The organism is Cupriavidus lacunae (assembly GCF_003353055.1).
Classification (GTDB): Bacteria; Pseudomonadota; Gammaproteobacteria; order Burkholderiales; family Burkholderiaceae; genus Cupriavidus; species Cupriavidus lacunae.
Map to the genome: position 1 here is coordinate 1 of NZ_QKWJ01000089.1, position 23,435 is coordinate 23,435.

At 64.7% G+C, this 23,435-nt stretch carries 19 protein-coding genes; 16 read left to right on the forward strand and 3 right to left on the reverse strand.

Translation table 11 applies throughout. From position 1 onward, the window contains the following. From mmsA to bcaP, 3 genes are all read left to right on the forward strand, one after another. Nucleotides 1–952 (forward strand): CoA-acylating methylmalonate-semialdehyde dehydrogenase (mmsA, locus tag DN412_RS35940; RefSeq protein WP_115215908.1); only part of this gene is annotated, 952 nt, incomplete at its 5' end. A 16-nt stretch (nt 953–968) separates the two neighbouring features. Then, the gene (locus DN412_RS45575) at nt 969–1,100 is read left to right on the forward strand and encodes a VOC family protein (protein ID WP_279635289.1); all 132 of its coding nucleotides are present in this window, start codon (nt 969–971) and stop codon (nt 1,098–1,100) included. 191 nt (nt 1,101–1,291) lie between these two features. Continuing rightward, the gene (gene bcaP, locus DN412_RS35950; protein ID WP_115215909.1) at nt 1,292–2,689 is read left to right on the forward strand and encodes a branched-chain amino acid transporter BcaP; all 1,398 of its coding nucleotides are present in this window, start codon (nt 1,292–1,294) and stop codon (nt 2,687–2,689) included. A 7-nt stretch (nt 2,690–2,696) separates the two neighbouring features. Here the strand turns inward: bcaP and DN412_RS35955 are convergent, their stop codons facing one another. Continuing rightward, nucleotides 2,697–4,103 carry an aminotransferase-like domain-containing protein gene (locus DN412_RS35955; RefSeq protein ID WP_115215910.1) on the reverse strand — a complete coding sequence of 469 codons (1,407 nt, stop codon included), beginning with the start codon at nt 4,101–4,103 and terminating at the stop codon, nt 2,697–2,699. Nucleotides 4,104–4,320: 217 nt separating this feature from the next. On the opposite strand from DN412_RS35955, the gene DN412_RS35960 reads away from it, so the two are divergent. From DN412_RS35960 to DN412_RS35990, 7 genes are all read left to right on the forward strand, one after another. Further along, the gene (locus DN412_RS35960; RefSeq protein ID WP_115215911.1) at nt 4,321–4,668 is read left to right on the forward strand and encodes a DUF2917 domain-containing protein; all 348 of its coding nucleotides are present in this window, start codon (nt 4,321–4,323) and stop codon (nt 4,666–4,668) included. A gap of 1,517 nt (nt 4,669–6,185) precedes the next feature. Beyond that, a complete protein-coding gene (ltrA, locus tag DN412_RS35965; RefSeq protein WP_244222951.1) occupies nt 6,186–7,697 on the forward strand; it encodes a group II intron reverse transcriptase/maturase in 1,512 nt (503 codons plus the stop codon). Nucleotides 7,698–7,728: 31 nt separating this feature from the next. Continuing rightward, nucleotides 7,729–8,751, forward strand: coding sequence for an IS110 family RNA-guided transposase (locus tag DN412_RS35970; protein ID WP_115215925.1), 1,023 nt, complete (start codon nt 7,729–7,731; stop codon nt 8,749–8,751). A gap of 625 nt (nt 8,752–9,376) precedes the next feature. After that, nucleotides 9,377–12,667: a fused isobutyryl-CoA mutase/GTPase IcmF gene (gene icmF, locus DN412_RS35975; protein ID WP_115215912.1), complete on the forward strand. Its 3,291-nt coding sequence runs from the start codon at nt 9,377–9,379 to the stop codon at nt 12,665–12,667. 143 nt (nt 12,668–12,810) lie between these two features. After that, entirely contained in the window at nt 12,811–13,248 is a 438-nt protein-coding gene (locus tag DN412_RS35980) for an HIT family protein (RefSeq protein WP_115215913.1), read from the forward strand. A gap of 52 nt (nt 13,249–13,300) precedes the next feature. After that, nucleotides 13,301–14,155 carry a 3-hydroxybutyryl-CoA dehydrogenase gene (locus DN412_RS35985; protein WP_115215914.1) on the forward strand — a complete coding sequence of 285 codons (855 nt, stop codon included), beginning with the start codon at nt 13,301–13,303 and terminating at the stop codon, nt 14,153–14,155. Between the two features lie 186 nt (nt 14,156–14,341). After that, nucleotides 14,342–14,650, forward strand: a complete 309-nt coding sequence (locus tag DN412_RS35990) for a PXPV repeat protein (protein ID WP_115215915.1) — start codon at nt 14,342–14,344, stop codon at nt 14,648–14,650. A 110-nt stretch (nt 14,651–14,760) separates the two neighbouring features. Here the strand turns inward: DN412_RS35990 and DN412_RS35995 are convergent, their stop codons facing one another. Then, a complete protein-coding gene (locus DN412_RS35995; protein ID WP_115215916.1) occupies nt 14,761–15,183 on the reverse strand; it encodes a DUF3293 domain-containing protein in 423 nt (140 codons plus the stop codon). 1 nt (nt 15,184) lies between these two features. After that, the gene (locus DN412_RS36000) at nt 15,185–15,853 is read right to left on the reverse strand and encodes a Crp/Fnr family transcriptional regulator (RefSeq protein ID WP_078195056.1); all 669 of its coding nucleotides are present in this window, start codon (nt 15,851–15,853) and stop codon (nt 15,185–15,187) included. A 277-nt stretch (nt 15,854–16,130) separates the two neighbouring features. Between DN412_RS36000 and DN412_RS36005 the strand changes: the two genes are divergently transcribed. The 6 genes from DN412_RS36005 to DN412_RS36030 all read left to right on the forward strand — a co-directional run bounded on the left by DN412_RS36005 (nt 16,131) and on the right by DN412_RS36030 (nt 23,431). Then, nucleotides 16,131–18,089, forward strand: a complete 1,959-nt coding sequence (locus DN412_RS36005) for an AMP-dependent synthetase/ligase (RefSeq protein WP_115215917.1) — start codon at nt 16,131–16,133, stop codon at nt 18,087–18,089. Between the two features lie 24 nt (nt 18,090–18,113). Beyond that, the gene (locus DN412_RS36010; protein ID WP_115215918.1) at nt 18,114–19,076 is read left to right on the forward strand and encodes an ABC transporter ATP-binding protein; all 963 of its coding nucleotides are present in this window, start codon (nt 18,114–18,116) and stop codon (nt 19,074–19,076) included. Between the two features lie 11 nt (nt 19,077–19,087). Then, the gene (locus tag DN412_RS36015) at nt 19,088–20,002 is read left to right on the forward strand and encodes a branched-chain amino acid ABC transporter permease (RefSeq protein ID WP_018313099.1); all 915 of its coding nucleotides are present in this window, start codon (nt 19,088–19,090) and stop codon (nt 20,000–20,002) included. A gap of 24 nt (nt 20,003–20,026) precedes the next feature. Next, nucleotides 20,027–21,103 carry a branched-chain amino acid ABC transporter permease gene (locus tag DN412_RS36020; protein ID WP_115215919.1) on the forward strand — a complete coding sequence of 359 codons (1,077 nt, stop codon included), beginning with the start codon at nt 20,027–20,029 and terminating at the stop codon, nt 21,101–21,103. A gap of 98 nt (nt 21,104–21,201) precedes the next feature. Beyond that, nucleotides 21,202–22,539, forward strand: coding sequence for an ABC transporter substrate-binding protein (locus DN412_RS36025; RefSeq protein WP_115215920.1), 1,338 nt, complete (start codon nt 21,202–21,204; stop codon nt 22,537–22,539). Nucleotides 22,540–22,615: 76 nt separating this feature from the next. Next, the gene (locus DN412_RS36030; RefSeq protein ID WP_018003769.1) at nt 22,616–23,431 is read left to right on the forward strand and encodes an ABC transporter ATP-binding protein; all 816 of its coding nucleotides are present in this window, start codon (nt 22,616–22,618) and stop codon (nt 23,429–23,431) included. Nucleotides 23,432–23,435 lie beyond the last annotated feature (4 nt).

Below are 23,435 nucleotides of genomic sequence, written 5' to 3' on the forward strand. Positions count from 1 at the left end.
GAGCCTGCTGATTGCCGACCTGTTGCGCCAGGCCGGTCTGCCCGATGGCGTGTTCAACGTCGTGCAGGGCGACAAGGAAGCAGTGGACGCGCTGCTCGCGCATCCGGATGTGCAGGCACTGTCGTTCGTCGGTTCGACGCCGATTGCCGAGTACATCTACACGGAAGGCACGAAGCATGGCAAGCGCGTGCAGGCACTGGGCGGCGCCAAGAACCACCTGGTGGTGATGCCCGATGCGGATCTCGACCAAGCCGTGGATGCGCTGATTGGCGCGGCCTACGGTTCGGCTGGTGAGCGCTGCATGGCGATCTCGGTGGCCGTGGCAGTCGGCGACGTCGCCGACAAGCTGGTGCCGCGCCTCGCGGAGCGCGCGCGCACGCTGAAGATCCGCAACGGCATGGAGTCCGATGCCGAGATGGGTCCGCTGGTGACCGGTGCGCACAAGGCCAAGGTCGAAGGCTATATCGCCAAGGGCGTGGCGGAAGGCGCAACGCTGGTCGCGGACGGGCGCGGTCACAAGGTCGAAGGGCATGAGAACGGCTTCTATGTCGGCGGCACGCTGTTCGACCACGTCAAGCCCGACATGACGATCTACAAGGAAGAGATCTTCGGGCCGGTGCTTTCCGTCGTGCGCGTGCATGACTTCGCCGAAGCGGTGTCGCTGATCAACGCACACGAATACGGCAACGGCGTGTCGTGCTACACCAGCGACGGCGGCATCGCGCGCGCGTTCGCGCGGCAGATCCAGGTGGGCATGGTCGGCATCAACGTGCCGATCCCGGTGCCGATGGCGTGGCATTCGTTCGGCGGGTGGAAGCGTTCGTTGTTCGGCGACCACCATGCGTATGGCGAAGAGGGCGTGCGTTTCTACACACGCTACAAGAGCGTGATGCAGCGCTGGCCGGATTCGATTGCCAAGGGCGCCGAGTTCACCATGCCGGTAGCGAAGTAACGACAGCAGCCCGGGCATGAAGGTCAACCGCGTCGTCGCCAATATCGGCAGCGCAGATCCTGACCGCGCCCGGGTCTTCTGCCAGGACGTCCTGGGCTTGGCGCGCGATCCGTTCGGGCAGCTGGTGAATATCTTCACGCACGCCTGAGCGCGTCGCTATCTCCTGTCAGTCCCGGCCTTCCCGGCCTCCCCGGGCTTTCCTATCATTCCTGCAACGCGGTGACGCAGTGCCCCGGCGCAAGTGACGCTTGCGCCTGGCCACAGGCGTAAACTACCGCCCTTTTTCCGGGCCGCGCACCTTGCCGCCGCGTGCCCGGCCACCGTTTGCAGGGAGTCTGAATGAGCTTGTTCCGCACCAAGGACATCGACGCGATGCTGGCCGTCGCGCGCGATGACGGCCTGAAGAAGGTGCTGGGTCCGATCGACCTGGTGATGATGGGCATCGGCGCCATCATCGGCACCGGCATTTTCGTGCTGACCGGCACCGGCGCGCTGACCGCGGGGCCCGCGCTGACGGTGTCGTTCGTGATCGCGGCGCTGGCGTGCGGGTTTGCCGCGCTGTGCTATGCGGAGTTTGCCTCGGCGATCCCGGTGTCGGGATCGATCTACACCTACAGCTACGCCACGCTGGGCGAGATCGTCGCGTGGATGATCGGCTGGGACCTGCTGCTCGAATACGGGCTGGCCACGTCCGCCGTGTCGGTGGGCTGGTCGGGCTACTTCCAGTCGCTGATGGCGGGCTTCGGGCTGAAGCTGCCGGCGGCGCTGACCGCGGCGCCGGGGTCGGTGCCGGGCGTGCACACCGTGCTGAACCTGCCGGCGTGCGTGATCATGCTGGCCATCACGTGGGTAGTATCGTACGGCGTGCGTGAATCCACGCGCGTCAATAACCTGATGGTGGCGATCAAGATCGGCGTGGTGCTGCTGTTTATCGCGGTGGGCGTGTGGCATGTGCAGCCGGCCAACTGGCAACCGTTTGCACCGTTCGGCTTTGCCGGCATCTTCAATGCGGCGGCGCTGGTGTTCTTTGCCTTTATCGGCTTCGATGCGGTGACCTCGGCCGCGGAAGAAGTGCGCAACCCGCGCCGCGACCTGCCGATCGGCATTATCGGCTCGCTGGCGGTATGCACGGTGCTGTATGTGGTGGTGGCGGCGATCATGACCGGCATCGTCCCGTTCGCGAAGTTTGCCGGCGTGGACCACCCGGTCTCGCTGGCACTGCAGTTCGCGGGGCAGAACTGGGTGGCGGGCTTTGTCGACCTGGGCGCGATCCTGGGCATGACCACGGTGATCCTGGTGATGACCTATGGCCAGACCCGGGTGATCTTTGCGATGTCGCGCGACGGCCTGCTGCCCGAGCGGCTGTCTTCAGTGCATCCGGTGCATGCCACACCGTATTTCGCCACCTGGACCGTGGGCATCGTGTTTGCCGCGATTGCCGCGCTGGTGCCGCTGAGCGTGCTGGCCGAGCTGATCAATATCGGCACGCTGGCGGCCTTTACGCTGATCTCGGTGGCGGTGCTGGTGCTGCGCAAGACCCGGCCCGACCTGCCGCGCGCGTTCCGCTGCCCGGGCGTGCCGGTGGTGCCGCTGCTGTCGATCGGCTTCTGCCTGTTCCTGATGGCGCACCTGCAGGCGCTGACCTGGATTGCCTTCCTGGTGTGGCTGGTGGTGGGGCTGGTGATCTACTTCGCCTATGCGCGGCGCAACGCCGTGCTGCATAACCACGGGGGCTGAACCCCCCTCAGCTGCCGCGCTCGGCCGCGGCCTTCATGAAGGCCACCGCGCGCGGTTCGTTGGCATAGGCGGCGTTGATCCGGATCCATGCCGAGGTCTCGCCGCCCGGGCGGAAGTAGTTGCCCGGCGCCAGCGTCACGCCGCATGCCTCGCCCAGCGTCACCAGTTCGCGCGAATCCTCGATGCCGGGCGGGCGCGCCCACAGGAAATTGCCGCCCGACGGCTCGCAGAACACCTCCCAGCCGTTGCCGACGAGCTGCCGCACCGCATTGGCCGAAGCCTCGCGCACGCGCAGGCGCAGCCGTTCCACAAATTTGCGGTAGCCGCCGCGTTCCAGCAGCGCTGCCGTCACGGCCTCGGCAAAGTGCGAGCCGGCTACGCTGGTCAGCACCTTCACATCGACCAGGTCCTTGATCAGCGCCTTGTCGGCCACCAGGTAGCCGACCCGCAGCGACGCCGACACCGTCTTGGAAAAGCCGCCGATGTAGATCACGTGCTCAAGCTGGTCCAGCGTGGCCAGCCGGTCGGTGAAGTGGGTCTGGAAGTCCGAGAAGATATCGTCCTCGACAAAGCGGAAGCCATGCCGGCGCGCCAGCTCCAGCAGCCGGAACGCCACCGGCGGCGCCAGCGTCGATCCGGTCGGGTTCTGCAGCACGCTGTTGGTGAAGAACAGCTTGGGCTTGTGCTGGCGCAGCAGCGCCTCGGTGGCGTCCGGGTCGGGGCCGTTGGGCGTGTGCGGCACGCCCACCAGCTGCACCCCGTGCAGCCGCAGCAGGCCGAACAGGTTGTAGTAGCCAGGGTCTTCCACGAACACGGTGTCGCCGGGCTTGAGCAGGTGCCGCACCACCAGGTCCAGCGCCTGGCTGGCGCCGGTGGTGATCAGCACCTGCGGCAGTTCGGCGGCGATGCCCAGCTGGCGCACGCGCAGCAGCACCTGGCGGCGCAACTCCGGATGGCCCATCGGCGTGGCGTAGTGGATCACGCTGTCGATCTCGTTGCGCGAGATCGCACGGATCGCCTGTGTCAGCCCATCCACGTCGCGCCAGGTTTCGGGCACGAAGCCGCCGGCCAGCTTGAGCGTGCCGCTGGGGTGGTTGAACTGCTCCAGGATGTGGCCGGAAAGGTCCTCGGCCAGGCTGGGATCCGACCAGCCGCGCGCCGAGCGTCCCGCCAGCGGACTGTCCGCCACGTAGAAGCCCGAACCCTGGCGCGAATCCAGCAGCCCCTGCGACACCAGCCGGTCATAGGCCTCGATCACGGGGAAGCGGCTGATGCCGTTCGCGGCGGCCAGTTGCCGGATCGACGGCAGGCGCGCGCCGGGGCGGGCCTCGCGGTTGCTGATCCATGACTTGACGCCTTCGACGATCTGGTCGGTGAGCGGAATTCCGGTGGAGGCATCTAGGATGAGTTTCATGGGCGCGTCTGCCGGTGAGGGCGGGGGAGGGCCGGCGGGAGGACACAACTGTCAGGAAAAACTACTGAACAGTTCATCGAAAACTGTTCACAACTGTACATGGGATTGTAGTAACGGATGCGAATAATGGAAGCATGGCGGAGGAGGGCGCCGCCACCCGTGACCAATGGCACGGGCCGGCGCCCGACGCGACCGCCGGGCTGATGAGGAGCAGGAAATGCGCGAACTACGGACTTTCGAACTGGACAAGCCTGGGCACCCGGTAAGCTGGCGCGCCGGTTACGGGCAGACCGTCTGCGCAGTGGCGGGCAAGCTGTGGGTGACGGTCGAAGGCAACCCCAACGACATCTGGCTGGAGCCGGGTGCCGAACTTGTGCTGCCGGAGGGCTACCGGGTGTGGCTGTCGGGCGATGGCGCGGGTGCGCGCTTCACGCTGGCGCAGGTGCCGGCGCCGTGGCCGCTGCGGCGGCTGGCGGCGTGGCTGCGGGTGATGCGGCATCGGGTGGAGGAACACAGTACGGATGCGTTTGGGGAGTGTCCGAGGATTTGGGCGTTGTGTAGGTGAATGAGGGGCGGGGCTTGTTGCTCGTTGGCTTGGGTATGTAGGTCGGGTTCGATGTTGTCGTAGGTTTGACGGCCTGGTTCCGCCCTGCTGGGCGGGTCACTTTTTGTCCGAGCGACAAAAAGTAACCAAAAAACGCGTCGCCTCAGGCGGCTGGCCACCAATTTGGTGGTGTTGGTGGTTCGGGCGGTGGTGATTTCCGTTCGATGTGGTGGGTGGTTCAGGCCTGCTACGCACCCTGTCTGCGCCCACATCGACGGACGATTGGACGAACCCGACTTTTGGCGGTTGGCAGCCTGCTAACCACCGCGTCGGTGGGACGCCTTCGGCTGCGCTTCGCGCAGGTCCTAACGTGGCAGGCGGACAGCCACGTCCTGATTTGCGCTCTTTTTTTTGGACCCTGCATCATGACAACCCCGTGCGAGCGTAGCGACGCACTCCGTGCCAGTGCCTTCGACCTACGATACTGAGTGCGCGCAGCGCAGCCGAAGGCGTCCCACCGATGACCTCGTTAGCAGACTGCCAATAACCTAAAGTCGGGTTCGTCCAATAATCCGTGGACGTAGGCACCGGACAGGGAGCGTAGCTGGGTCGAACGGGCAACCACGCAAAACGGCAAGCACCGCCGTTTGAACCACCAACACAGTGGAATGGATGGCCAGCCGCCAGAGGCGACGCGTTTTTTGGTTACTTTTTGTCGCTCGGACAAAAAGATGGAATGAACGCGCCCCGGCCTCTCAACACCGCGGAACAGTAAGCACACTGTGGGATGCCTTACAGGAAGGAGTGGGCCCTCCATCGCGAAACGGCATCGATGTGCCAGAGTGGAAATGTCACTAACCACGCGAGGATGGAGGGACCCGAAATGAATACTACGACTTACGGCCTGGACATTGCAAAGTCCGTCTTCGTGCGACCTGCAAGTCGCCTGAATTTCTGTTTCACAGGAGAACGTATGGCCTGACGAAACCGGTTGTTCCATCAACCGTTCCCTACCCAGACATGCGGAGCCGGTAACAGCTCGGTGTGAAGCTCTGGGGACAACGTAGCCGCCGGATAACCGGTACGCCCAGCCGCGAGGCGAAGCGGAATCTGCCAGCACGAAGGCGGAGAGGAGCAAGGGATGAGTGGGTACGACCAACATATGTGAACTTCTGATAAACGTCGTGATCTTTGACAAGCCAAACGTGCTGACAGGCTTGAACCAAAACGGTATGCGGTGAGGAGTGGTCTTCGAAGACTGGACCACCATGGACAACCAGCCGCCGGCGAAGAGGAAGGGTCCGCCCCGCTCGGAGATTCATGCGGAACAGGGTAAGCCCATCATGCTGCCGGTGACGGCAGGCGAACCGTAAGGAACGCTGTTGGCACGGTGGGTAAAGGAATGCGGAGAAAGCGAACGCCCGGCTGTAATGGCCGGGATACGGGCTGCAACATTGCCCGACACGAAAGTGGGCAGACTTCCGCAGGGTCATTCATGGCGAGAGAACTTTGACCAACCGTTATACGAGGGAAAGCAGATGACGGCGTACGATGCGAAAGTGTCGGGAGCTGGTGCGTCCTCGCACGCTGCACAGATGTGGGATCAGGCGAACTGGCCGCACATTGAGGCAGAGGTGAAACGGCTTCAGGTGCGTATCGCCAAGGTGGTCCGGGAAGGCCGATGGGGCAAGGTGAAAGCCTTGCAACGTCTGCTGACCCGCTCGCATAGCGGCAAGATGTTGGCCGTGAAGCGTGTGACGGAAAATCGCGGTAAGAGGACGCCGGGGGTGGATGGCAGGATATGGTCGTCCCCGGCGGCCAGATGGAACGGAATGGTGTCGCTACGTCATCGCGGCTATCGGGCGATGCCGCTGCGGCGGGTTTACATTCCCAAGAGTAACGGCAAGAAGCGTCCGTTAGGAATTCCTTGTATGCGGTGCCGGGCGATGCAGGCTTTATGGAAGCTCGCTCTGGAACCCGTCGCGGAGACTCTGGCGGATGCCAATTCCTACGGCTTTCGGTCCGGACGCTCGACCGCCGATGCCATCGAGCAGTGCTTCAACGTTCTGGCTAAGCGTGCCTCGCCAGAATGGGTTCTGGAGGGTGACATTCGAGGCTGTTTCGACAACTTCAGTCATTCCTGGTTCCTGGAGAACGTACCGATGGATAAGGGGGTTCTGCGAAAGTGGCTTCAGGCCGGATATATCGATGAGGGAACTCTGTTCGAGTCGCGGGCGGGTACACCCCAAGGGGGTGTTATCTCGCCCGTAATCGCGAATATGGCGCTGGATGGGCTTGAAGCGGCAGTCCATGCAAGTGTGGGAACATCCAAACTTGCTCGCAGCAAGGCTCAGCTCAACGTCGTCCGTTATGCCGATGACTTTGTGGTGACTGGCGTGTCGAGAGATGTGCTGGAATCCCGGGTGCTTCCCGCGGTCAGGCAGTTTATGGCCGCCCGAGGTCTGGAACTCTCGGAAGAGAAGACCAGGATCACCAACATAGCGGAGGGTTTCGATTTCCTTGGCCAAAACGTGCGCAAGTACGGCGGCAAACTGCTGATCAAGCCAGCGAAGAAAAGTATCAAATCGCTGCTCGACAAGGTCAGGGAAGTCATCAAGGGCAACGCGAGTGTCACCCAAGAGGCGTTGATCCGTAGGCTGAACCCGATCATTCGGGGTTGGACTATGTATCATCGCCACGTCGTGGCAAAAGCGACCTTCTCAACGATCGACTCGCACATCTGGCACCTGCTCTGGAAGTGGGCAAGACGTAGGCACCCCACGAAAGGAGCCCGGTGGGTCAGGCAACGGTACTTCCGGTGTGACGGACATCGGTCCTGGGATTTTGCAACGAAGGGTTCGACCGAGGATGACACCTGCGGCCTGCAACTCTTCCGCGCAGCGACGGCCGCCATCCAGCGCCACATCAAATCCGGGGACTGGCTAATCCGTTTGATCCGGCATGGGACATCTACCTTGCCCGCCGTCGAACCGCGAAACGTTCCGCCGGGCTGTCCGGTGCCACCCAGTGGCGCTGAAGGAATGGCTTGAGCCGGATGCGGGGCGACCTGCACGTCCGGTTCTGAGGGGGCGGCGGCGCAGTAATGCGTCGCTGCTACCCGACCAACTCTACTGGGTCGAGCCTTCCGGCAAGTGTTTCAATCGCCGCTTCAACCGGCAGAAACTGATCGAATTCCTCGCCAGGCGTGAGCCCGCACGGGTCGCGCTCGAAGCGTGCGGCAGCGCTCACTGGTGGGCCCGCCAGCTACGCAGCCTTGGCCACGAGCCGGTGCTGCTGCACGCCAACTACGTGCGTCCGTTTGTCCAGACCAACAAGACCGATGCCGCCGACGCCAAGGCCATCTGGACCGCCGCGCAGCAGCCCGGCATGCCCGTCGTGGCCCCCAAGGACGAGTCGCAGCAGTGTGTACTCAGCCTGCATGCCATGCGCCGACTGCGCGTGAAGATGCGCACCATGCTCGTCAACCAGTTGCGCGGCACGCTGTTCGAGTTCGGTGCCCACTTCCCGCGCGGACTGCGCACCGGCCTGCAGGAGATCGTCCAGCATATGGCCGACATCGAGCAGAGTGTGCCGCCCATGCTGTTCGAGTTCGTGCATGAACAATTGCAGAGCATCGAGCGGCTCGATCAGGAGATTGCCCGCCTTGACCAGCGCATCGACGACTGGGGCCGGCAGAACCCGGCCTGCCGGACCATTTTAGCCATCCCCGGCATCGGCATGCTAACCGCCACGGCTTTGGTCGCCACCATTGGCGACGTCCATACCTTCAAGTCCGGGCGGCAACTGGCGGCCTATCTGGGCCTGGTGCCCAAACAGACCGGCACCGGCGGCAAGCTCTGGCTCGGCGGCATCAGCAAACGCGGCGATCCCTACGTGCGCACCTTGCTGATCCACGGCGCTCGCGTCGTGCTGACCCATCTGCGCCGAAAGTATCAACCCGGCTGGGCGCTGACGCTCACACAGCGCCGGCCCAAGAACGTCGTCGCCGTCGCCATGGCCAACAAGGCGGCTCGCACAGTCTGGGCACTGCTGGCACATGACCGGGCCTATGACCGAGACTATGTCTCGGTCAGGCCTGCCTGATGAGCAGGCCAGGCTACCAAGGAGAAGGAACGCAGGACCCGTCCACGGTTGCGACGGTTAGATGAGCATCATGGCAAGACAGGTCGGACCGCGGGGGCACAAGCCCAACGAGTCACTGGTGCTACTAAGCACGACAAAAAGATAGGGACGCTCCCGGCGGATATCCATGAGGGCCCGCAGGCTTGCCTGCACCACAAGGCCGGATATAAGTCTGCAACCAGTCCTGCTCGAGCCAGAATGGTCGTCTTACCTTTGCAAACCGGGGCGCGTTCATATAAGTGACCCGCCCAGCAGGGCGGAACCAGGCGGTCAAACCTACGACAACATGGAACCCGACCTACCTACCCAAGCAAGCTAACGAGCAAGGAGCCCCGCCGCCTACGCGCGCGAAACAGCAAACGCCCGCCAAGAACGATAAGCAACCGCACAGCGCCAACCCATCCCAACGAACCACCCAATACCACCCCCGGGTTCCGCCCCATTGCCTTACGTCAACGTCATATAATCGATCGGCCCCAACCGCGGGGCGCAGCCCGCGCGCGCAGCCAAGCCGGCACAGAACGGCACAGAACGGCACTTCCGGCGCACGCCGCGGCAGCAGCCAACACCAGACACGGTGGAGACAATGACCGACCTTTCCGATGTGCATGATGTGCGCCGCGGGGCGCCCCAGCCCAAGCCCACCGCGCAGGGCCGCGGTCCGGTCAACAAGGTACGTTTTGTCACGGCGGCGTCGCTGTTCGATGGCCACGATGCGTCGATCAACATCATGCGCCGCATCCTGCAGTCGCACGGCTGCGAGGTGGTCCACCTGGGCCACAACCGGTCCGTCGAGGAAGTGGTGACGGCGGCGCTGCAGGAAGACGCACAGGGCATTGCGATTTCCAGCTACCAGGGCGGCCACGTCGAGTACTTTAAGTACATGGTCGACCTGCTGCGCGAAAAGGGCGGCGAGCACATTCAGGTGTTTGGCGGCGGCGGCGGCGTGATCGTGCCGGACGAGATCCGCGAACTGCAGGCCTATGGCGTGGCCCGCATCTACAGCCCCGAGGACGGCCAGCGCATGGGCCTGGCCGGCATGATTGCCGACATGGTGCAGCGCTGCGATATCGACTTGTCGCGCTATGCACCCGCCAGCCTGGACCCGGTTGCCACAGGTGACCGCCGCGCGCTGGCGCAGCTGATCACCGCGCTGGAGAATGGCAAGGCCGACCCGGCGCTGGTGCAGGCCATGCACGCTCGGGCTGCCAGCGCCTCGATCCCGGTGCTCGGCATCACCGGCACCGGCGGTGCCGGCAAGTCGTCGCTGACCGATGAACTGATCCGCCGCTTCCGGCTGGACCAGCAGGATGCGCTTGCCATCGCAGTGATTTCGATCGACCCGTCGCGGCGCAAGTCGGGCGGCGCGCTGCTGGGCGACCGCATCCGCATGAATGCGATCAACCACCCCAACATCTTCATGCGCTCGTTGGCCACGCGCGAGGCGGGCTCCGAGATCTCGCAGGCGCTGCCGGACGTGATCGCCGCGTGCAAGGTGGCGGGCTTCGACCTGGTGATTGTCGAGACCTCAGGCATCGGCCAGGGCGACGCGGCCATCGTGCCGCACGCAGACCTGTCGCTGTATGTGATGACGCCCGAGTTCGGCGCGGCCAGCCAGCTCGAGAAGATCGACATGCTGGACTTTGCCGACTTTGTCGCCATCAATAAGTTCGACCGCAAAGGCGCGCAAGACGCCTGGCGCGACGTGGCCAGGCAGGTGCAGCGCAACCGCGAGCAGTGGCACGGCAAGGCCGAGGACATGCCGGTCTACGGCACGCAGGCGTCGCGCTTCAATGACGATGGCGTGACCATGCTCTATCAGGGCCTGCGCGAGGCATTGATCGCGCGTGGCCTGAAGCTGAAGCCGGGCATGTTGCCTGCGCAGCAGGGCCGCATCTCCACCGGCCAGAACGTGATCGTGCCGCCCGCGCGCAGCCGCTACCTGGCCGAGCTGGCCGATACCGTGCGCGCCTACCATCGCCGCGTGATGGATCAAAGCCGCATCGCGCGCGAGCGCCAGCAACTGCGTGAATCCAGCCGCATGCTGCAGGCCGCGCAAGGCGACGGCGCCGCGCTGGACGCGCTGGCCGCCGAACGCGACAACGCGCTGGGCCAGGTCGAGCGCAAGCTGCTGGCAATGTGGCCGCAGATGCGCGAGGCCTACAGCGGCGACGAATACGTGGTCAGGATCCGCGACAAGGAAATCCGCACTGGCCTCGTCACCACCACGCTGTCGGGCACCAAGGTGCGCAAGGTGGTGCTGCCCCGCTTCGAGGACGACGGTGAGGTGCTCAGGTGGCTGATGCGCGAGAACGTGCCCGGCAGCTTCCCGTACACCGCCGGCGTATTCGCCTTCAAGCGCGAGAACGAAGACCCCACGCGCATGTTCGCCGGCGAGGGCGATGCGTTCCGCACCAACCGGCGCTTCAAGCTGGTGTCGGAGGGGATGGACGCCAAGCGCCTGTCGACCGCGTTCGACTCGGTCACGCTGTATGGCGAAGACCCGCATGTGCGCCCCGACATCTATGGCAAGGTCGGCAACTCGGGCGTGTCGATCGCCACGCTCGACGATATGAAGGTGCTGTACGACGGCTTCGACCTGACCCACCCGGGCACCTCGGTGTCGATGACCATCAACGGCCCGGCCCCGACCATCCTGGCGATGTTCATGAACACCGCCATCGACCAGCAGCTCGACAAGTTCCGCGCCGACAACCAGCGCGAGCCCACCGCCGACGAGGAAGCCAAGATCCGCGCCTGGGTGCTGCAGAACGTGCGCGGCACGGTGCAGGCCGACATCCTCAAGGAAGACCAGGGCCAGAACACCTGCATCTTCTCCACCGAGTTCTCGCTCAAGGTGATGGGCGATATCCAGGAGCACTTTGTCCACCACCAGGTGCGCAACTTCTACTCGGTGTCGATCTCGGGCTATCACATCGCCGAGGCCGGCGCGAACCCGATCTCGCAGCTGGCCTTCACGCTGTCGAACGGCTTCACCTATGTGGAGGCCTACCTGGCGCGCGGCATGCATATCGACGACTTTGCGCCCAACCTGTCGTTCTTCTTCTCCAACGGCATGGACCCCGAGTACAGCGTGCTGGGCCGCGTGGCGCGCCGCATCTGGGCCGTGACCATGCGCGATAAATACGGCGCCAACGAACGCAGCCAGAAGCTGAAGTACCACATCCAGACCTCGGGCCGCTCGCTGCACGCGCAGGAGATCGACTTCAACGATATCCGCACCACGCTGCAGGCGCTGATCGCGATCTACGACAACTGCAATTCGCTGCACACCAATGCCTACAACGAGGCCATCACCACGCCCACCAGCGAATCGGTGCGGCGCGCGCTGGCGATCCAGCTGATCATCAACCGCGAGTGGGGCGTGGCCAGGTGCGAGAACCCCAACCAGGGCAGTTTCCTGATCGAGGAACTGACCGACCTGGTGGAAGAGGCCGTGCTGCAGGAGTTCGAGCGCATCGCCGAGCGTGGCGGCGTGCTGGGCGCGATGGAGACCGGCTACCAGCGCGGCAAGATCCAGGAGGAGTCGCTCTACTACGAGCAGCTCAAGCATGACGGCACGCTGCCCATCATCGGCGTGAACACCTTCCGCAACCCGGACGGCGACCCGATCCCGCAGAAGCTGGAACTGGCGCGCTCCAGCGAGGCCGAGAAGCAGAGCCAGCTCGACCGGCTGCAGGCCTTCCAGCAGGCCCATGTGGCCGAGGCGCCGGCCATGCTGCAGCGGCTGCGCCAGGCGGTGATCGACAACCAGAACGTGTTCGCGGTGCTGATGGACGCGGTGCGGGTCTGCTCGCTGGGGCAGATCACCCATGCGCTGTTCGAGGTGGGCGGGCAGTACCGGCGCAATATGTAGACCCGGCGGCACCGCGCATTAAGCAGTGCCCGATTACCGCGCAGGGCGGCCGCAGTGAAGGGCCGCCCTGCGTTACACTCAAAGGCTGCGCCGGCGGCCACGCCACGGCAAATCGCATTCGAGACCACAGCAAGCCAGAGATCATGGACACCCAGTACAACCCGAACAATATCTTCGCGAAGATCCTGCGCGGCGAGATGCCGTGCATCAAGGTGTACGAGGACGACGACACCATCGCCTTCATGGACATCATGCCGCAGGCCGACGGCCATACGCTGGTGGTGCCCAAGGAAGCCGCGGTCAACCTGTTCGATCTGTCCGAGCACGGCGCGCAGGCCGCCATCGTCGCCACGCAGCGGGTCGCGCGCGCGGTACGCGCGGCATTTGCGCCCGACGGCATCTCCATCGGCCAGTTCAACGGTGCGGCCGCGGGACAGACCGTGCCGCACGTGCATTTCCATATCGTGCCGCGCTATTCCGACAGCGCACTGCGCGGCCACGCGCGCGAGATGCAGGACCCGGAACTGCTCAAGGGCCACGCCGAGCGCATCATCGCCGCGCTGCGCGAGCAGGACGCCTGAGCTGGGGCCTGAACCGATTAATCAACGATCCAACCAAGCAGAGGAAGACAAGATGAGCATCAGGACAGTGGGCATCGTCGGTGCCGGCACCATGGGCAATGGCATCGCCCAGGCCTGCGCAGTGGCAGGTCTCGACGTGGTGATGGTCGACATCAGCGACGCCGCCGTGCAGAAGGGTGTGGCCACCGTGGCGGGCAGCCTGGACCGGCTGATCAAGAAAGAGAAGCTGACCGAGGCCGGCAAGGCCAGCGCGCTGGCGCGCATCAAAGGCAGCACCTCGTATGACGATCTCAAGGCCACCGATATCGTGATCGAGGCCGCCACCGAGAACTACGACCTGAAGGTCAAGATCCTCAAGCAGATCGACAGCATCGTCGGCGAGAACGTGATCATCGCGTCGAACACCTCGTCGATCTCGATCACCAAGCTGGCTGCGGTAACCGCGCGCGCCGACCGCTTTATCGGCATGCACTTCTTCAACCCGGTGCCGGTGATGGCGCTGGTGGAACTGATCCGCGGCCTGCAGACCAGCGACGCCACCCACGCCGCCGTCGAGGGCCTGTCCAGGCAACTCGGCAAGTACCCGATCACGGTCAAGAACAGCCCGGGCTTCGTCGTCAACCGCATTCTGTGCCCGATGATCAACGAGGCCTTCTGCGTGCTGGGCGAAGGCCTGGCCTCGCCGGAAGAGATCGACGAAGGCATGAAGCTGGGCTGCAACCACCCGATCGGGCCGCTGGCGCTGGCCGACATGATCGGCCTGGACACCATGCTGGCCGTGATGGAAGTGCTGTACACCGAGTTCGCCGATCCGAAGTACCGCCCGGCGATGCTGATGCGCGAAATGGTGGCCGCGGGCTATCTGGGCCGCAAGACGGGTCGCGGCGTGTACGTCTATAGCAAGTAATTCGCCCGGCACCTGCCGAGTGGTAAACGGCGGCCGCCTTCGGGCGGCCGCTGCCTTTTCCGGGCGCTGGTTCCGGCGCCGCACAATCCCGCTTACACGGCGTTATATGCCGAAACACTCCGCCGCATCCGGTAACAGGAATGCGCGGTAGAGTGCACCCATTCCGTTTACGACAAGATAATCAACATGGCTCACCCGGTTCTCTTTGTTGCGCTGCTCGCTGGCGCAATGTCCCTGCTGGCGGCCCGTTCGGCGATGGCCCACGTGGATGTAGGCGCGCCGGTCTATGCGGCGCCGGCTCCCGTGTATGTGGCGCCCCGGCCGCCCGTGGTCTATGCGCCGCGCCACTACGGCTGGCATGGCGACCGCTATTGGGACGGGCGCCGCTGGTATGGCCGCAATGAGTGGCGCGGGCGGCATCACTACGATCATTACCGGCACTACGATCGCCATCACGGGCACGGCCATAATGGCCACTATGGTCACCGCCATTGAGCACCGACGGTGTGCTCCCCTCTCCCGCCTGCGGGAGAGGGAGCAACAAATGGTCTGTGAACGCCCCTGGCACTTACCGCCGACGTAGGTATTCGACCGCCTCGCTTCCCTCAGCGCAGCAGCACCAGCCGCGGCACCGCGTCCGCGCCGGTCCAGACCACCGCGTTCTGTTCGTATTTCTCGCCGAGTACCCGCGCATCCGCCAGCGACAGCCCTGGCACCAGGAAGCTCGGCTCGGCCGGCCAGCCGTTGGCAGGATGCTCGCCGGCGGCTTCGATCGCACGCAATCCCATCGCCGCTACGTCCTGCGCCAGCGCCTGTTGCCGTCGTGCGTTGGCATCGTCGTCGCAGCGCTGGCTGAATGGGTTGGCAGCGGTGATGAACGCACTCGATGCCACGCCCAGCGCGCGCTGCAGCGCCGCCAGCGGGGCGCTGGGCTCATCCACGCGCAATGTCATCGGGTGGTCGCCCAGCACGCGGTAATGCGTTTCGCGATAGGCGTGCAGCGTGGCGGCGTCGATGGCGCTGGCCACCTTATTCCCCGTACTGCCGCAACCCGTCCAGGTCCAGCACCTCGATCACGCCGTAGTCCACCCGCACCAGGCCCTGCTGTTCCAGCACCTTGAGCGCCTGGTTGGCGCGCTGGCGCGAGATGCCCGCGAGCAGGCCGATCTCTTCCTGCGAGATCTCCAGCGTCTTGCCGATCCCCGGGTACAGGTGCTCGTTGAACAGCGAAGACACCGCGCGCGCCACGCGCGAATCGATATCGAGCAGCCGCTCGTATTCCACTGCGGCAATGAACTGTCCCAGGCGCTCGTTGAACTGGGTCAGCAGGAAGCGCGTGAACGGCAGGCTGGTATCCAGCAACCACTGAAAAGTGTCGCGCGGGAGGAAGGCGATGGTCGAGCGGCGCAGCGCCATCACATCGTATTTGCGGATCTCCGACTTGAGCACGGCGCCTTCGCCGAACCAGCCGCCAGTGGGCACGCCGGTAAAGGTGACCGACTTGCCCGAGGGCGACACCGTGGTGATCTTGACGATGCCTTCGAGCACGCCCATCCAGTGCTCGGACATGTCACCCTTGTGGCAGACGTAGTCGCCCTGGCTGTACTCGTGCACGAACATGGCGCGGCGCACGCGTTCGCGCTGTTCGGGGCTCAGGTCTGCTGCCCACACGCAGCGGTCGACAAAATCGTTCAGCATGGCCTGCAGAAGCTCCCGTAGGGATTAACCCGGAATTGTCACCGGCGTGACAACCGGGGTTGTTGGCATGGGCTATCGTACGATCACAACGGAACCGCGGGTGCCACCAGCGGCACGCCGGGGAAGGCGGAAACGCTGTCCCGGCGCCCTGAAAAAGGCACGAATGGGCTTGATGCGATGCGGCGGATGCCGCCGGGCAAAGCAAGCCAAGTATAACGACCGGACCGGCGCTTGACACCGGGCGTGGACCCCCACGCCGGAGGGACAGGAGACAGCGATGCAGGAATCGTCGGCGACGACCTTCCCGCGATGGCTGCTGGCGCACGCCCAGCAGCGGCCGGATCATCCGGCGTATCGCGAGAAGGATCTCGGCATCTGGCAGACATACAGCTGGGCCCAGGCGGCGCAGCAGGTGAGGGCGCTGGCTTGCGGGCTGGCCGCGCTCGGTTTCAGGCGCGGCATGAACCTGGCGGTGGTGGGCGACAACCGCCCGCGGCTGTACTGGGCCATGACCGCGGCGCAGGCGCTGGGCGGCGTGCCGGTGCCGCTGTACCAGGACGCCATCGCCAACGAGATGGTCTATGTGCTCAACGATGCGGAGATCGAGTTCGCCATCGTCGAGGACCAGGAGCAGGTCGACAAGCTGCTGGAAGTGGAAGCGCAGCTGGCCGAGTCCGGCCGCGTCGTGCGCCACGTCATCTTTGAAGACCCGCGCGGCCTGACGGACTACGACCACCCGTCGCTGATGTCTTACGAGCAACTGCAGGAACTGGGCCGAGAATTCGACCAGGCGCACCCGGGCTTCTATGACGAGGCCATCGCCGCCGGCCAGCCCGACGACACTGCGATCATCCTCTATACCTCCGGCACCACCGGCAAGCCCAAGGGCGTATGCCATTCACACTACGGCCTGATCGGCGCGGCGCGCAACGGCTGCGCCTTCGACAAGCTCAGTGCGGACGACGACGTGCTGTCCTACCTGCCGATGGCATGGGTGGGCGACAACCTGTTCTCCTACGCGCAGGCAATGGTGGCGGGCTTCACGGTGAACTGTCCGGAATCGCGCGAAACGGTGATGACCGACCTGCGCGAGATCGGCCCGACCTATTACTTTGCGCCGCCGCGCATCTATGAAGGACTGCTGACGCAGGTAATGATCCGCATGGAGGACGCCGGCTGGATCAAGCGCAAGCTCTTCCACTGGGCCATGGACGTGGCGCGCCGCTGCGGCACCGATATCCTCGATGGCCAGCCGGTGTCGGTGGCGGACCGCATGCGCTACGCGCTGGGCGAGGTACTGGTCTACGGCCCGCTGCGCAATGTGCTGGGCATGAGCCGCATCCGCGTGGGCTATACCGCGGGCGAGGCGATCGGCCCGGACCTGTTCCGCTTCTACCGCTCGATCGGCGTGAACCTGAAGCAGTTCTACGGCCAGACCGAGACCTGCGCCTATGTGTGCCTGCAGCCCGACGGCAAGGTCAAGTTCGATTCTGTCGGCCCGGCCGCGCCCGGCATGGAGATCCGCATCGCCGACAACGGCGAGGTGCTGGTGCGTGGCGTGGGCCTGCTCAAGTCCTACTACAAGCGCGACGACGCCACGCGCGAGGCCATCAATGACGAGGGTTACTTCATGACTGGGGACGCCGGCGTGATCGACGCCGACGGCCACCTGAAGATCATCGACCGTGCCAAGGATGTGGGCAAGCTGGCCGACGGCTCGATGTTCGCGCCCAAGTACATCGAGAACAAGCTCAAGTTCTTCCCGTACATCAAGGAAGCGGTGGCCTTCGGCAACGGCCGCGACCAGGTCTGCGCCTTTATCAATATCGACTTCGAGGCCGTGGGCAACTGGGCCGAGCGCCGGCACCTGCCGTATGCGGGCTATGTCGACCTGGCCGCGCAGCCCGACGTGCTGGAGATGATCGGCGAGTGCGTGAACCAGGTGAATGCCGACCTGGCCAACGACCCGATGCTGGCCGGATCGCAGGTGGCGCGCTTCCTGGTCCTGCATAAGGAGCTGGACCCGGATGACGACGAACTCACCCGCACGCGCAAGGTGCGCCGCGGCTTTATCGCCGAGAAATACGGCGTGCTGGTCGAGGCGCTCTATGCGGGCAAGTCCGAGCAGTTCATCGAGACGCGCGTCAAGTTTGAAGACGGTCGCGAGGGCAGCGTGTCGGCCACGCTGAAGCTGGTCAATGCGAAGCGCCTGCCGGTGGCGGCGCGCGCGGCGTAACAAGCATAGGGCGGAGGCAGCAAGATGACGCAAGTAGCCTGGCAAGGCGCGGGGCAGCGCGAATGGGCGGGGACGGCACGCACGGATGCCAGCGGCGCGGGCAGCGGCGGGGCGATCGCTCCGGCTGGCCCGATGTCTCCGGCGGGCCTGGCCGATGACAGCGGCGCGCATCCCGGCACGCAGCGCGCGCAGCGCGCCGGCGAGCAGGCGCGCACCGGCGGCGAGGTGATCCTGGACCTGCAGCATATCTCGCTGTCGTTCGGCGGGGTCAAGGCGCTGACCGATATTTCGTTCGATGTCTGCGAGCACGAGGTGCGCGCCATCATCGGCCCCAACGGCGCCGGCAAGAGTTCGATGCTCAACGTGATCAACGGCGTCTACCACCCGCAGCAGGGACGCATCGTGTTCCGCGGCGAGGAGCGCAAGCAGATGCACCCGACCGCCGCGGCGCGCCAGGGCATTGCGCGCACCTTTCAGAACATCGCGCTGTTCAAGGGCATGACGGTGCTGGACAACATCATGACCGGGCGCAACACGCAGTTCCGCACCGGGCTGTTCGCGCACGCGCTGTGGTGGGGCCCGGCCCGCAACGAAGAGATGCGGCATCGGCAGAAGGTCGAGGAAGTGATCGACTTCCTCGAGATCCAGTCGATCCGCAAGACCCCGGTGGGGCGCCTGCCGTATGGCCTGCAGAAGCGCGTGGAGCTGGCGCGCGCGCTCGCGGCCGAGCCCTCGATGCTGCTGCTGGACGAGCCCATGGCCGGCATGAACGTGGAAGAGAAGCAGGACATGTGCCGCTTCATCCTGGACGTGAACCGGCAGTTCGGCACCACCATCGTGCTGATCGAGCACGACATGGGCGTAGTGATGGATATCTCCGACCGCGTGGTGGTGCTGGACTACGGCAAGAAAATCGGCGACGGCACGCCGGAAGAGGTCAAGGGCAACCCTGACGTGATCAAGGCATACCTGGGCACTTCGCACTGAGGCTCTGAACCATGACGTTCTTCTTTGAAATCCTGATCGGCGGCTTGCTGTCGGGCCTGATGTACTCGCTGGTGGCGCTGGGCTTCGTGCTGATCTACAAGGCCTCGGGTGTGTTCAACTTTGCGCAGGGCGCGATGGTCTACTTTGCCGCGCTGGCGGTGGTGGGGCTGATGGACAAGGGCCTGCCGATGTGGGCCGCGGTGATCGGCGCCTTCGTGGTGATGATCCTGGTGGGCATGAGCACGGAGCGCTTCGTGCTGCGCAAGCTGGTCAACCAGCCGCCGATCACGCTGTTCATGGCGACCATCGGGCTGTCGTTCTTCCTCGAAGGCCTGGGCCCGCTGCTGTTCGGCAATGAAGTGCGCCCGATCAACCTGGGCATCGTCGACGAGCCGATCGAGTCGATCCTGACCAACTTCAATATCGTGCTGTCCAAGTTCGACATCGCGGCGGCGGCCATCGCCGGCGTCCTGGTGGGATCGCTGGCGCTGTTCTTCCAGTACACCAAGGTCGGCCGCGCGCTGCGGGCCGTGGCCGACGACCACCAGGCGGCGCTGTCGCTGGGCATCCCGCTGCAGAACATCTGGGCGATCGTGTGGGGCGTGGCTGGCTTTGTCGCGCTGGTGGCCGGCATGCTGTGGGGCTCGCGCAATGGCGTGCAGTTCGCGCTCACGCTGACCGCGCTCAAGGCGCTGCCGGTGCTGATCCTGGGCGGCTTCACCTCGGTGCCCGGCGCCATCGTCGGCGGGCTGATCATCGGCGCGTCGGAGAAGCTGGCCGAGATTTATATCCCGCCGGTGTTCCAGTCGGTGTTCGGGGGCAACTTCGGTGGCATCGAAGGCTGGTTCCCGTATGTGTTTGCCTTGCTGTTCTTGCTGGTGCGGCCCGAAGGGCTGTTCGGCGAGAAACATATCGATCGCGTCTGACCGACTTCGCACAGGAGACTTGCCATGTTTTATCGTGAAGCCGGCCAGTTCAAGACCAGCTACGTCGCCGACAGCCAGATCTTCCCGATCCGCCAGGACCGCATCGGCTTTGCCGTGCTGATGGCGGTGGCGTTCGTGGTGATTCCGTTCACCGGTTCGGAATACTGGTTCTCGGCCATCCTGATCCCGTTCCTGATCTTCGCGCTGGCGGCGCTGGGCCTGAATATCCTGACCGGATATGCCGGGCAGTTGTCGCTTGGCACCGCGGCCTTCATGGCGGTGGGCGCCTATGCGGCGTACAACTTCCAGCTACGCATCGAAGGGCTGCCGGTGCTGCTGACGTTCATCCTGGCCGGGCTGTCCGCTGCGCTGGTGGGGGTGGCCTTCGGCCTGCCGTCGCTGCGCATCAAGGGCTTCTACCTCGCGGTGGCGACGCTGGCGGCGCAGTTCTTCGTGGTGTGGGCGCTGACCAAGTTTCCCTGGTTTTCCAACAACAGCTCGTCGGGCGTGATCACGGCGCAGCGGCTGGACCTGTTCGGCATCGCCATCGACACGCCGGTGAAGAAGTACCTGTTCGTGCTGGCCATCGTCACGGTGCTGGCGCTGGCGGCCAAGAACCTGGTGCGCTCGGCCACCGGGCGCGCGTGGATGTCGGTGCGCGACATGGACGTGGCGGCCGAGGTGATCGGTATCCCGCTGATGCGCACCAAGCTGCTGGCGTTCGCGGTCAGCTCGTTCTACTGCGGCGTGGCCGGCGCGCTGTACGCGTTCTGCTACCTGGGCTCGGTCGAGCCCGACGGCTTCTCGCTGGACCTGTCGTTCCGCGTGCTGTTCATGATCATCATCGGCGGCGTGGGCAGCATCCTGGGCTCGTTCCTGGGCGCGGCCTTCATCCTGCTGCTGCCGATCTTCCTGGACAACGTGCTGCCGCCGCTGGCATCGACGCTGCACCTGCCGTTCACCAATGCCACCGTGTCGCACATCCAGCTGATGGTGTTCGGCGGGCTGATCATCTTCTTCCTGATCGTGGAGCCGCACGGGCTGGCCCGGCTGTGGCAGATCGCCAAGGAGAAGCTGAGATTGTGGCCGTTCCCTCATTGACGGGAGGGTACTTGTCTTATCGCAGTTCCTGCATGTCATATCGAAGCATCGAGGCTTACGCATAACGAAACGCTCCCTTGAGGGCGAAGGAGACTGTCATGACCAACCTGATTCGCAATGTGCAACGCGCCGCCCTGGTGGTCAGCGCCGCGGCGGCACTGCTGGCGCCGGCGGCGCCAGCCATGGCGCAGAGCAACGAGCAGTTCGTGGCTCTGCCCAGCTACCGCGTGGGGCCGTACGGCGCCAACGGGCAGTCCTGGTATGGCGGCTTCATCGACTACCTCAACTATGTCAACCTGAAGGAAGGCGGCGTCAACGGCGTCAAGCTGTCGTGGGAAGAGTGCGAGACCGAGTACAACAATGCCAAGGGCGTGGAGTGCTATGAGCGCCTGAAGTCCAAGAACGCCACCACCAAGGGCACGGCCTACCACGCGATGTCGACCGGCATTTCATACGCGCTGGTCGACAAGACCGCGGCCGACAAGGTGCCGCTGGTGATGATGGGCTACGGCCGCACCGATGCGGTGGACGGCTCGGTGTTCCCGTACGCGTTCCCCCTGGTGACCACCTACCAGATGCAGGTCTCGGCCATCGTCAAGTACCTGGCCTCGAAGAGCGGCGGCTCGCTGGCCGGCAAGAAGATCGTCTACCTGTATCACGACTCGGCCTATGGCAAGGAGCCGATCGTGGCGCTGCAGGCCGAAGCCAAGCTGGGCAAGTTCGACCTGGTCGAGATCCCGGTAGCCCACCCGGGCAATGAGCAGGGCGCCCAGTGGCTGAAGATCCGCCAGGAAAAGCCTGACTATGTGATCTTCTGGGGCTGGGGCGTGATGAACCAGACCGCGCTGAAGGCCGCGCAGAAGGTGGGCTTCCCGCGCGACAAGATGATCGGCTCGTGGTGGGCGGGATCGGAAGAGGACACCGTGCCGGCCGGCGATGCGTCCAAGGGCTACATGAGCGCGACCTGGAACGTCGCGGGCCGCGGCGTGCCGCTGATCGCCGATATCGACAAGGTGGTCTACGGCGCCGGCAAGGGCAATATGCAGGACAAGAACAAGGTGGGCTCGGTGCTGTACAACCGTGGCGTCTCAGCGGCGGTGGTGACGGTGGAAGCGGTGCGCGTGGCGCAGGCCAAGTTCGGCAAGGGCAAGCCCATGACCGGCGAGCAGATGCGCTGGGCCTTCGAGAACCTGAACCTGACCAACGCGCGCCTGCAGCAACTGGGCGCCACCGGCCTGCTGCCGGAGATCAAGACCAGCTGCGACAACCACGAGGGCTCGGGCAAGGTGAAGATCCAGCAGTGGGACGGCACCAAGTGGGTGGTGATTTCCGACTGGATCGAGGGCAACAAGAACCTGATTCACCCGCTGTTCAAGGCGACCGCCGCGCAGTATGCGAAGGAGAAGGGGATTACGCCGGCTTGTGCGAAGTCCTGATAGCAGCGAGGCGGGCGCGGCGCCTGGCGCCGCATGCCCGCCTGAGCCGAACCGTCTTACCAACACGAGCCGCACCATGAGCCTTCTGTCCGTCAACAATATCGAAGTCATCTACGATCACGTGATCCTGGTGCTCAAGGGCGTCTCGCTCGAAGTGCCGGAAGGCAAGATCGTGGCGCTGCTCGGCGCCAACGGCGCGGGCAAGACCACCACGCTCAAGGCCATCTCCAACCTGCTGCAGGCCGAGCGCGGCGATGTCACCAAGGGCTCGATCGAATATCGCGGCGACCGCGTCGACCAGCTCACGCCCAACGACCTGGTGCGCCGCGGCGTGATCCAGGTGATGGAGGGGCGCCACTGCTTCGCGCACCTGACCATCGAAGAGAACCTGCTCACCGGCGCCTATACGCGCGGGCTGTCGCGCGGCCAGACGCGCGACGAGCTGGAAAAGATCTACGAGTACTTCCCGCGGCTGAAGACGCGCCGCAAGTCCCAGGCCGGCTACACCTCCGGCGGCGAGCAGCAGATGTGCGCGATCGGCCGGGCCATGATGGCCAAGCCCGCGATGATCCTGCTGGACGAACCGTCGATGGGCCTCGCGCCGCAGATCGTCGAGGAGATCTTCGAGATCGTGCGCGGCCTGAATTCGCGCGAGAACGTCAGCTTCCTGCTGGCCGAGCAGAACACCATGGTGGCGCTGCGCTATGCCGACTACGGCTACATCCTGGAGAACGGCCGCGTGGTGATGGACGGCGACGCCGAATCGCTGCGCACCAACGAGGACGTCAAGGAGTTCTACCTGGGCGTGGCCGCCAACGACGCCGACGGCCCCGGCCGCAAGTCGTTCCGCGACGTGAAGAGCTACCGGCGCAGGAAGCGCTGGCTGGCGTAGCGCC